This is a genomic window from Aeromonas sp. QDB56 (genome assembly GCF_027705505.1).
GTDB classification, from domain to species: Bacteria; Pseudomonadota; Gammaproteobacteria; order Enterobacterales; family Aeromonadaceae; genus Aeromonas; species Aeromonas caviae.
Map to the genome: position 1 here is coordinate 1 of NZ_JAPDBZ010000138.1, position 10655 is coordinate 10655.

10 protein-coding genes and 1 pseudogene are annotated in these 10655 nt (G+C 62.4%); 6 read left to right on the forward strand and 5 right to left on the reverse strand.

What is annotated here, in order from left to right; translation table 11 throughout:
* Nucleotides 1-147: 147 nt before the first annotated feature.
* Complete coding sequence (locus tag OKB81_RS16830) at nucleotides 148-891, forward strand: ferredoxin--NADP reductase (protein WP_052814586.1); 744 nt, start codon at nucleotides 148-150, stop codon at nucleotides 889-891.
* Nucleotides 892-945: 54 nt separating this feature from the next.
* Here the strand turns inward: OKB81_RS16830 and OKB81_RS16835 are convergent, their stop codons facing one another.
* Nucleotides 946-1290, reverse strand: coding sequence for a hypothetical protein (locus OKB81_RS16835; RefSeq protein WP_010673122.1), 345 nt, complete (start codon nucleotides 1288-1290; stop codon nucleotides 946-948).
* 25 nt (nucleotides 1291-1315) lie between these two features.
* Complete coding sequence (locus tag OKB81_RS16840) at nucleotides 1316-1594, reverse strand: hypothetical protein (RefSeq protein WP_052814585.1); 279 nt, start codon at nucleotides 1592-1594, stop codon at nucleotides 1316-1318.
* Nucleotides 1595-1840: 246 nt separating this feature from the next.
* Here OKB81_RS16840 and OKB81_RS16845 point away from each other — a divergent pair, with 246 nt between their 5' ends.
* Entirely contained in the window at nucleotides 1841-2836 is a 996-nt protein-coding gene (locus OKB81_RS16845; protein ID WP_052814584.1) for a hypothetical protein, read from the forward strand.
* Nucleotides 2837-2843: 7 nt separating this feature from the next.
* Here OKB81_RS16845 and fos read toward each other — a convergent pair whose 3' ends face one another.
* Both fos and OKB81_RS16855 read right to left on the reverse strand, forming a co-directional pair.
* Nucleotides 2844-3245 carry a fosfomycin resistance glutathione transferase gene (gene fos, locus OKB81_RS16850; protein WP_270662299.1) on the reverse strand — a complete coding sequence of 134 codons (402 nt, stop codon included), beginning with the start codon at nucleotides 3243-3245 and terminating at the stop codon, nucleotides 2844-2846.
* Between the two features lie 29 nt (nucleotides 3246-3274).
* The gene (locus OKB81_RS16855; RefSeq protein ID WP_005308905.1) at nucleotides 3275-3442 is read right to left on the reverse strand and encodes a hypothetical protein; all 168 of its coding nucleotides are present in this window, start codon (nucleotides 3440-3442) and stop codon (nucleotides 3275-3277) included.
* A 56-nt stretch (nucleotides 3443-3498) separates the two neighbouring features.
* Between OKB81_RS16855 and OKB81_RS16860 the strand changes: the two genes are divergently transcribed.
* From OKB81_RS16860 to gshA, 4 genes are read left to right on the forward strand one after another with little or no spacing between them, the layout of a single operon-like run.
* On the forward strand, nucleotides 3499-4473 hold the full coding sequence (locus tag OKB81_RS16860) for an NADP-dependent oxidoreductase (protein ID WP_160838888.1): 975 nt from the start codon (nucleotides 3499-3501) through the stop codon (nucleotides 4471-4473).
* Nucleotides 4470-4907, forward strand: a complete 438-nt coding sequence (locus OKB81_RS16865) for a YqaA family protein (protein ID WP_029313803.1) — start codon at nucleotides 4470-4472, stop codon at nucleotides 4905-4907. Before OKB81_RS16860 ends, OKB81_RS16865 begins: the two co-directional genes overlap by 4 nt.
* 25 nt (nucleotides 4908-4932) lie before the next feature.
* Nucleotides 4933-7746, forward strand: a complete 2814-nt coding sequence (locus OKB81_RS16870; RefSeq protein WP_160838890.1) for a M16 family metallopeptidase — start codon at nucleotides 4933-4935, stop codon at nucleotides 7744-7746.
* Between the two features lie 58 nt (nucleotides 7747-7804).
* Entirely contained in the window at nucleotides 7805-9403 is a 1599-nt protein-coding gene (gene gshA / locus OKB81_RS16875) for a glutamate--cysteine ligase (RefSeq protein WP_160838892.1), read from the forward strand.
* Between the two features lie 119 nt (nucleotides 9404-9522).
* On the opposite strand, the pseudogene OKB81_RS16880 reads toward gshA, so the two are convergent.
* A pseudogene (locus OKB81_RS16880) lies at nucleotides 9523-10578 on the reverse strand (anaerobic C4-dicarboxylate transporter); the annotation flags it as partial.
* Nucleotides 10579-10655: the final 77 nt, after the last annotated feature.

The window sequence follows — 10655 nt, forward strand, 5'->3', positions numbered from 1 at the left end:
AGCCAAACCACAGAAGTATGCGACGAGAAAACCTAGTAAAAACAATGCCAGTCAGGCTTAACTGACTGGCATTACGCACATGCGCGGGTTTTTTATTTTCAGATCAAGGGGTAAAGTGAAGGTCTGTTCCTCTGGAGGAGAACCTTTATGGCTGCCTGGGTTGAAGGTCGGGTCATCGAGCGCATCGAGTGGACACCCACCCTGCTCTCCCTGCGTGTGGAGGCGGAACTTGCCCCCTACAAGGCGGGTCAATTCACCAAGCTGGCCCTGGAGCAGGGCGAGCGTCGAGTCCAGCGTGCCTATTCCTTCGTCAATCCTCCCGGCACGCCCTATCACGAATTCTATCTGGTGGAGATCCCCGGCGGTGAACTGAGCCCCTCTCTCGGTTCCCTGCAGGTGGGCGACGGCCTGCTGGTGCAGTCCCAGGCCACCGGTTTCCTGACCCTGGATGAGATTCCCCCGGGACGGGATCTCTGGCTGCTCTCAACCGGCACCGCCATCGGCCCCTTCCTCGCCATGCTGGCAGAAGGACAGGTCTTCGACCGCTTCGAGCATCTGGTGCTGGTACATGGGGTGAGAAAAGGGGAAGAGCTCAGCTATCAGCCGCTTATCGCCAGTTTTGCCGAGCAGCATGGCGAGCGTTTTCGCTATGTTCCCTTCGTCAGTCGTGAGACCTGGCCGGAGGCGATGGCAGGGCGCATCCCGGCAGCCATCGTCGATGGCAGCTTGCAGGCGAGGGTGGGGCTGAACTTCTCCCCCGAGTTGAGCCAGGTGATGATCTGCGGCAACCCCGCCATGGTGAAAGAGACTCAGCAGACCCTGCTCGGGCTGGGGCTTGCCAAGAACCTGCGTCGCGCCCCCGGCAATATCAGCATGGAAAACTACTGGTAGGGGACATGACTCCAGGGGCCACAGGCCCCTCAACCATGTCCATGGGCATGCTGGTCAGTGTTTTTGGTGGCCGTTGCCGCCGTGCTTGTTCCTGGGCTTGTCATGGCCCTGACCCGGGTTGTTGCCACTGTGAATGCTGCGGTTGTAATGGTCGCGGTATTTTCCATCCATGTTGTCGCAGTTGAGCTGGATGCGGCTGGTCCGGGTGCTGACATCCAGGCAGTTGTGCTGCCACCACTCGTACTCCTTGTCGTCCCAATCCAGGCTTACCCGGCCCTGGTCGGTGGAGATCCGGATGTCGTCATCGTGTTTGGAAGGGGGGGCAGCAAAGGCCATTCCCTGAACCAGAAGCAGGGAGAGCAGCAGTGCGCCGCGGGAAGTCATGGTCATGTGGGTCATCGCATCAAGGCTCCTGTCAGGGGGATCATTGATCCGGTTGCGTGCTGATCTGGTTGGTGCTGGGGGGCTGGTTGCGCTGCGTCTCGTCCTCCAGATTGAGGTTGGTCCTCTTGCAGTCGGCGGCGGCCGCGTCACCGCTCCCGAGATCGAAGCAGTTGCTCTGGGACCAGTCAAACTGCGTGTCATTCCAGTCCAGATTGAAGGTCAGCGCATCCACGGAGAAGGTCTGGCTCCCATCGTCCTGTGCCAGGGCGCTACCGGTGATCAGAAAAAGAGAGAGCAACAAAGCCGTCGTTCTGTTCATGATGTCCTCGAGTCGTGTTCGGTGGAAAAGAGTGTAATGCGGCGGGCTTAACCCGAGCATAACCGCAGATGTCCTTCAGGTTCGGGGTCGATTGTAGTGTTTTTCTGCTGCCGATTTGCACGTTTTGGTCGCACTCTGGGCAGCTGATCGTCCATCGGCGGGAATTCGGGGATTTGCCCTTCTCTCCGGGGGAGTGGCGACTATAATCGGCAGCCAACTTTTCCTGCAGATGTTTCCCGTTTCATCATGACTACTCAGGCTTGCGCCGCATTGCGTTACCCCAAGGGATGGTTCGCCCTCACGACTGTCTACAGTTTTACCGGGCTGGCCATTCTGGCTTCCATCGTCTTCTCCCTGCTGCTGTTTCTCTCCATCGACGAAAACCCCCTGATGAAGTGGCTGTTCGGCGGGCTGGCCATCATCTTCGAGCTGGGCAAGTTCTACGTCTGGTACGAGTACGGCGAGTGCAAGGCGAGGCGGGATCTGGGCGGCGCCTTCTGGTCGCTGCTGTTCTACAGCGTTCTCGCTGCCATCTCCATCGGGGGCAGTATCGGCGGCATCAACAGCGCCACCAACACCATCCTGAGCCAGCAGGCGCGTCACGAGCGGGAGATAGCCCGTTTCGACGAGCAGATAGCCAGCATAGAGCGGCAGATCCAGCTCAACGAAGAGGCGGCCCGCAAATACATCGAGATGGCGCGTATCTCGAGCGGCGTCAGCGGTCTGCAGCAGGCCAACACCAAGCTCAGGCTGCGTCAGGACGAGCTGCGCCAGGAGCGGGACGCCAAGCCGCTGGGGGAGCAGTCCTCCATGCTGGGGCTGATGAGCAGTCTGGCGGACGGGGTGGGCATGAGCATCGGCCAGGTGCAGTTCCTGCTGGTCTGCTTCCTGTCTATCCTGCTCGATGCGTTTGGTGCCTTTTTCGTCAGCCTGATCGGTGAGGAGAACCGCTTCCGCCGTCAATGGATGTGGCAACGGGAGAAGGCGCAAGCCGAGGCCCTGGTCGCAGTGCCGACCCCGGAGCCGTCAGCATTCAGCAGACCCGTGCCCGAGCCAGCCGTGGTCGCCCAGGTGCGCGGCGCGCTGGAGAGCGGCGAGCTCAAATGCAGCAAACGCAAGGTGGCAGAGGCATTGTCACTGTCTCTGGAGGAGGTGGACCGGGTGTTCCAGCATCTGCTGGCGCAGGGCGTGCTGGGGCAGGGCAGCAATCGTCACTACCATCTTCGTGCCGAGCAGGGGTGAATCCGGCTCAGTCGAACCAGATAAGACCCTCATAGGGTTGCTGTCTGAGGGAGGCGAGCCGGCTATCCAGGTTGCCTGCATGGATTTCCAGCCGGTGCCCGTCGGGATCCAGCAGATAGAGTGAATCCCCTTCGCTGCTGTTCTTCTTCCACTCCACGACGCCCGCCGCGCGCAGACGGGCGCAGAAAGCTGGAAACTGTTCAGACGAGATGCCAAACGCGACATGACTGTAATCTCTGGCCGGTTGGGGAGGATCGCAGGAGAGACAGAGCCAGAGATCGCCGAGGGTGAGATAGGCTCCCCGTGCCCATCTCACCCTGGGGCGACATCCCAGCAAGTCGACATAAAAGGCAACGCTGCTGTCGAGATTGCCGGTTGCCAGTGTGAGATGGTTCAGTCCCTGCAGCATCTTCTCTTCTTCCCCCTTGTCCCTGAACCCTAGTGAGTGAGCACCATCATCAGGCTGAGGAAGGCGGCCAGCCCGCCGCCGATGCCGATGATCCAGTAAAAGCCCTTTGCCCCCTGTTTGAGCGGAATGCGGAAGTAGAGCAGAAACGCCCACCACCCCAGGGCCAGCAACAGAGGAATAAGAAACATTCGAGCCATGGTGTCCTCGCTGTTATTCTGTTGACCCTTGATCAATCAACAGGATGGATTGTGCAATGACGCAGCTACAGATTACCGCATTCGGCGACCCCTCGGTACTCAGGCTCAACCCTTCCCTGGACAAGGTGCCCGCGGAGGGAGAAGTCCGGGTGCGCATCTGCTTTGCGGGGGTCAACCCCATCGATGCCAAGACACGGGCCGGTCTCGGCTGGGCGGCCGCCCAGAACAAGGACAACCTGCCCTGGACGCCGGGCTATGACGTGGCCGGTGTGGTGGAAAAGGTGGGGCCCTGCGTGACCTCTCTGGCCGAGGGGGAACTGGTGTGCGGCATGGTGGGTTTCCCCCTCGCCGCCGGTGCATATGCCGAATCCGTGGTGGCCCGCGAGGAGGAGCTGGTCAAGCTCGATGGGGTGAGCCTCAGGCAGGGAGCGGCCCTGCCGCTGGCGGGACTCACCGCCTGGCAGGGGCTGCTGGAGCACGGTGGCTTGCAGTCGGGGCAACGGGTACTGATCCTGGCCGGTGCCGGTGGCGTCGGCCATCTGGCGGTGCAGTTTGCCGCCGCCTATGGTGCCCACGTGGTTGCCACGGCAAGCGGCGACAATCACAGCTTCCTTCATAGTCTCGGGGCGAGCCGGATGGTGGATTACCACCAGGCCGGGTGGTGCACCGAGGCGATCACCGATGGTCCGTTCGATCTGGTGCTGGATCTGGTGGGGGGCGAGAGCGGCAAGGCGGCGCTGGCCTGCGTCAAGCCGGGCGGCCGTCTGGTGACGGTACCCACCATCACGGCCCAGCAGATCAAGGACGCGGGGGCCGAGCTCGGTGTCGAGGTTGTCGGCATGCTGGTCCATCCCGATCGAACGCAGCTGACCCAGATGCTGACGCTGCTTCGCCAGGGGGAAGTGAAGATCACCGTCTCCGGTGAATACACGCTGGCAGAAGGGGCGCTGGCCCATCAGGCCATCGAGCAGGGCCATGTGCGCGGCAAGCTGTTGCTGCGCATGTCCGCCGCAGACGGCCAGCCCGGATGATAGACTTCACCGGGATGGGGCTGGGAGGGCTGTTTCTGAGTGCCTTCACCTCCGCCACCCTGTTGCCCGGCAGCTCGGAAGTGCTGCTGGGCGCCATGGCGGTCAAGGGGGAGTGGAGCATGACCAGCCTGCTTTTCTGGGCGACGCTGGGCAATACCCTGGGTTCCATGACCACCTGGTGGCTCGGCTGGCTCGCCACCCACAAGAAAAAACCGGAAGATTTTCAAGGCCGTGGGGAACAAAAAGCCCTTGGTTGGCTCAAACGTCATGGCCACTGGTGTCTGCTGCTTGCCTGGACGCCTGTGGTCGGCGATGGTCTCTGTCTGCTGGCTGGTTGGCTGCGCCTCTCCTTCTGGCGCTCCCTCATCTTGATCGGGCTCGGCAAATTGCTTCGTTATGCCCTGGTGTTTCTGCTGGCCAGTCAGATCTTCTAGCCCTTTTGTCACTCACGAGGTACCCGTGAACAAACTCATTCCATTAAGCATGCTGCTGGGCTTCTCCCTTCCCGTGCTGGCGGCCCCGACCCTCGTGTCCGAGCAGGTCAAGCAGGAGGGCAAGCTCGGCATTCCCTACCAGATGTACAAGCTGGACAACGGTTTGACCGTGATCCTGGCCCCCGACCACTCCGATCCCCTGGTGCATCTGGACGTCACCTATCACGTCGGTTCCTCCCGGGAAACCGTGGGCAAGTCGGGCTTTGCCCACTTCTTCGAGCACATGATGTTCCAGGGCTCCAAGCACGTTGGTGATCAGGAACACATGCGGATCATCAACGAGGCGGGCGGTGACATGAACGGCACCACCAACAAGGACCGCACCAACTACTACGAAACCGTGCCGGCCAACCAGCTGGAGAAGGTGCTCTGGCTGGAGGCGGATCGCATGGGCTTCCTGCTCGATGCGGTGAGCCAGAAGAAGTTCGAGATCCAGCGCGCCACCGTCAAGAACGAACGGGCCCAGCGCATCGACAACCAGCCTTATGGCCTGGTGGGCGAGCGGGTGGGGGAGGCACTCTATCCGCGCACCCACCCCTACTCCTGGCAAGCCATCGGTTATGTGGAGGATCTCGACCGGGTCGACGTCAACGACCTCAAGCAGTTCTTCCTGCGCTGGTACGGCCCCAACAATGCGACCCTGACCCTGGGCGGCGACTTTGATACCAAGCAGGCGCTGGCCTGGATTGAGCAGTACTTCGGTTCCATCCCGCGCGGTCCGGACGTGGCCGAACCGACGCCTCAGCCTGCCACCCTGCCGGCAACCCGCTACGTGACGCTGGAAGACAAGGTGCATCTACCGCTCCTGTATATCAGCTACCCGACCGTCTCCCTGGGTGACCCGCAGGAGCCGGCGCTGGACATCTTTGCCGATGTGCTGGGGGGCTCTGCCAGCTCCATGCTCTACCAGTCCCTGGTGAAAACCGGCAAGGCCATCGAGGCGGGTGCCTCCCACTCCTGCGAAGAACTTGCCTGTACCCTGACGGTCTATGCCTACCCCAATCCGGCGGCGGATGGCAGCCTCAAGACCCTCAAGGGCGAGGTGGACAAGGTGATCGGCGAGTTCGCCCAGCGCGGCATCAAGCCCGCGGATCTGGAGAAGGCCATCAGTAGCTATCGCGCGTCCGCCATCTGGGGACTCGACAGTATTGAGGGCAAGGTCAGCCAGCTTGCCATGGGGCAGGTGCTGGCCCGGGATCCCGACTATGTGTTCAAGAATCTGGATGCCATCGCCCGGGTCAAGGGGTCTGACGTCAAGGCTGCCTACGACAAGTTCATCCAGAACAAGCCTGCCGTGGTGCTGAGCGTGGTGCCCAAGGGCAAGAGCGACTGGCAGGCCGCGACCCCGAACTTCACTCCCGCCAAGCGGGAGCTGCCGGATTACAGCAAGCATGACAAGGTGCTTGCCGAGCGGCCGGTGAAAGATGACTTCGATCGCAGCGTGCAGCCTAAGGCGGCCGATGCGGTGAGTGTCAAGGTGCCCGCCATCTGGCGTGGCAAGCTCGGCAAGGGGATCGAGATCATCGGCACCCACAGCGACGAGATCCCGGCCGTCTCCATCATGATCGCCCTGCCGGGTGGCATCCGGGCCGAAGGCAAGGGAGAGCTGGGGCTGGCGAGTCTTACCGCCGCCATGCTGGAGCAGGGGACGACGCGCCTCTCCGAGGCCGAGCTGAGCGACGAGCTGCAAAAACTCGGCGCCAGCATCAGCGTCTCCAGCGCCCAGTACAACAACCTCATCACCATCAGCAGTCTGGCGGACAAGCTGCCCGAAACCCTGGCGCTGGTGCGGGAAGTGCTGCTGCAACCCGGCCTGCGGGAAGCGGACTTCGAGCGGCTCAAGACCCAGATGCTGCAAGGCATGAAACAGAGCGAGCAGCAACCCGAGTGGCTGGCGGGTCAGGCGTTCCGCGAACTGGTCTATGGCAAGCAGAACCGCCTTGGCCAACCCTCTGACGGGGCGCTGGCGGACGTGGAGAAGCTGACCCTGGCGGATGTGAAGCGCTTCTATGAGGCCTATTACAATCCGGCCAATGCCAAGGTGGTGGTGACAGGTGATGTGACCGCCCAGCAGGTGGAATCCGGTCTCGCCTTCCTGACCCAGTGGCAGGGGGCCGCCCCGACCCTGGGGGATCTCAAGCCCGGGGGAGAGCAGGCCAAGCCAGGCATCTATCTGGTGGACAAGCCGGGGGCCCCCCAGTCGGTGATCCGCATCGGCCGCCGCGCCATGGCGTTTGACACCACGGGAGACTATTTCATCGCCAACCTGATGAACTTCAACCTGGGTGGCAACTTCAACAGCCGCATCAACCTCAACCTGCGGGAAGACAAGGGCTACACCTATGGTGCCAGCTCGGGCTTCCAGGCCAACCGCGAGGCGGGGGTCTTCGCGACCGGCGCCAATGTGCGCACCGATGCGACCGTGGATGCCATCCGCCAGTTCCTCAAGGAGATGGACGGCTACCGCAAGAGCGGGCCGACCCCGGTGGAGCTGGCCTACATGCGCAGCGCCGTCTCCCAGCAGGATGTGCTCTCCTACGAGACCCTGGGGCAGAAGGCTGGCTTCCTGCTGCAGATGATCATGTACGACCTGAAGCCGGACTATGTGCAGGCCCAGAACAACCTGATCAAAACGGTGTCACCCGAGACGCTGAAGGCCAGTGCAGCCCGCTGGCTGGATCCGGCCGAGATGGTGATTGTGGTGGTGGGAGACAAGCAAAAGCTTGAAAAACCCCTGAGCGAGCTTCATCTTCCCATCTATCCACTGCAACTGCCCTGAGGGGCGTCGCAACAATAAGTGCCGCCCCGGGTGGGGCGGCCACACATGAGCCGTGAATATGACTACTACTAGCTTGTCGCTCACCGAGTTGCTGGCTGCGCTGGGCACCCCGGAACGGGTGACCGCCCTCAAGGGGATCCGGCGCGGGATCGAGCGCGAATGTCTGCGCATCACCCCCGAAGGGACCCTGGCCCAGACCGATCACCCCAGAAGCCTGGGGTCGGCCCTGACCCATGCCAACATCACCACCGATTACTCCGAGAGCCTGCTGGAGTTCATCACGCCGGCCACCGACTCCATCGAGAGCCTGATCGAGCAGCTCGGCGACATTCACCGCCACACCATTCATCATCTGGGAGAGGAGCGGATCTGGCCCCTCTCCATGCCCTGCTTCGTCGGTGACGAGGAGAGCATCCGCCTAGCCCAGTACGGCAGCTCCAACATCGGGCGGATGAAGACCCTCTATCGCCAGGGGCTGAAGAACCGCTACGGCAGCCTGATGCAGGTGATCGCCGGGGTGCACTTCAACTTCTCCATGCCGGACAGCTTCTGGTGCGAGTGGCAGGATCTGGTGGGAGAGGGCTGCTGCAGCCAGCGCTTTATCTCCGACAAGTACATGGGGCTTATTCGCAACGTCTACCGCTTCGGCTGGCTGGTGCCCTATTTGTTCGGCGCGTCTCCTGCCATCTGCGACTCCTTCCTCAAGGGGCGCAAGAGCAGCCTGCCGTTCCAGAAGACCGGTAAGGGCACCCTTTACCTGCCCTATGCAACCGCCCTGCGCCTGTCCGATCTCGGTTACACCAACAGCGCCCAGGCGGGGCTCAAGATCAGTCATGACAGCCTGCCCGCCTATGTGAGCAGCCTGCGCCGGGCCATCAATACCCATGATCCCGACTTCGCCAGGATAGGGGTCAAGGTGAACGGCGAGTACCGCCAGCTCAACGACAACGTGCTGCAGCTTGAGAACGAGCTCTACGCGCCGATCCGCCCCAAGCGTACTCCCCGCAGTGGCGAGAAGCCCTCGGATGCGCTGGAGCAGCGCGGCATCGAATACATCGAGCTGCGCACGGTGGACGTCAATCCCTTTACCCCGTTCGGTATCGAGGTGGATCAGATCCGCTTCTTCGATCTCTTCCTGGTCTGGTGCCTGTTGCGCCCGTCCTCCGTGCTCTCGGATGACGAGGTTGCCCGCAACCGCCGCAACCAGAACAAGGTGGTGCTGGAGGGGCGTCGCCCCGGCCTGACGCTTGAAGATGAGCAGGGCAATGCCATCGGCCTCAAGGAGTACGGCCTCAAGCTGTTCGACGAGCTGGCCGAGGTCGCAGCGCTGCTGGATCGCTGCTGCGGTCGCAACCGCTATCGCGAGACGCTGGCGATGCACCGTGAGAAGCTGCTCGACCCCGAGCAGACCTACTCCGCCCGCCTGCTCAAGCAGTTGCTTTCAAGCGGCCAGGACAACGGCTGCTTCGGCGATGCGCTGGCGAGCCGCTACCGGGAAGAGATGCTGGCCGGCGAGCTGCAGTACTGGGACGAGGCCTACTTTGCCGGCGAGGCACGGGACTCCCTGGCCAAGCAGCGGGAGCGGGAACGCAGTGACAGCCTGTCGTTCGACGACTTCCTGGCTGATTATTTCGGTACCCGCCAGACCACGGCCTGAGGATGCCGCCAGGATGACGAAAGCCGCTCCCGGGAGCGGCTTTTTCATGGGCGCCCGGCGGTGGCCTGGCATAAAAAAAACGGCCCGTTCGGGCCGTTTTGCATGGGGTGGTTCATCGGTCAGAGGATGAGACCACCGAAGAAGAAGCCGAGCGCTACTGCCATGGCGATGGTGGCCACACCCGGGATGAAGAAGGGGTGGTTGAACACGGCCTTGCCGATGCGGGTGGAGCCGGTGTCGTCCATCTCGACCGCGGCCAGCAGGGTCGGGTAGGTCGGCAGCACGAACAGGGCGCTCACGGCGGCGAAGGAGGCGATGGCCGCCAGCGGGCTGACACCCAGTGCCAGGGCGGCAGGCATCAGGGCCTTGGTGGTGGCGCCTTGCGAGTAGAGCAGCATGGAGGAGAAGAACAGCACCACGGCCAGCAGCCAGCTGTATTGGCTCAGCAGATCGCCGGCGAACGCCTGGATCTCGACCATGTTGCCCTTCACGAAGACGTTGCCCAGCCAGGCCACGCCCAGCACGCAGATACAGGCGGACATACCGGACTTGAAGGTCGGCATGTTGGTGATCTGGGCCGCGTCCAGTTTGCAGAACAGTACCATCAGGGTGGCGGCGGAGAGCATGATGCCCATGATGGCGCCATCGCGGGGGATCGGCGGGCTGCTGATGAGGCCGACGTTGCCGGAGATGGCGGTGGCATAGGCCATCACGGCCACGATGGAGGCGACGAAGATGCCGACGGAGAGCTTGGCATAAGGCTTGATCTCAACCTGGCTGGTACCGCGCAGCTTGATGAGTCCCTTGGCTTTGCGCTCCAGATAGACTTCGTCCTGATCCAGCGGCTTGCCCAGCAGGTTGGCGATAAAGGCCCCCAGCAGACAGGCGATGAAGCTGGACGGGATGCAGATGGCCAGCAGGGTCAGGTAGTCGACGCCAAGCGGCTCCAGCATGCCGGAGAAAGCGACCACGGCCGCCGAGATGGGGGAGGCGGTGATGGCAATCTGGGAGGCAACGACCGCGATGGAGAGCGGACGGGAGGGGCGAATGCCCTGCTCCTTGGCCACTTCGGCGATCACCGGCAGGGTGGAGAAGGCGGTGTGACCGGTCCCGGCCAGCATGGTCATCAGGTAGGTGACGACCGGCGCGGCGAAGGTGATGTGCTTGGGATTCTTGGCCTTGTTGCACAAATCGGGGAACTATCTAGCCAAGTGGTGATCTGATCTCCCGGATCAATCACCGAGCACAGTCG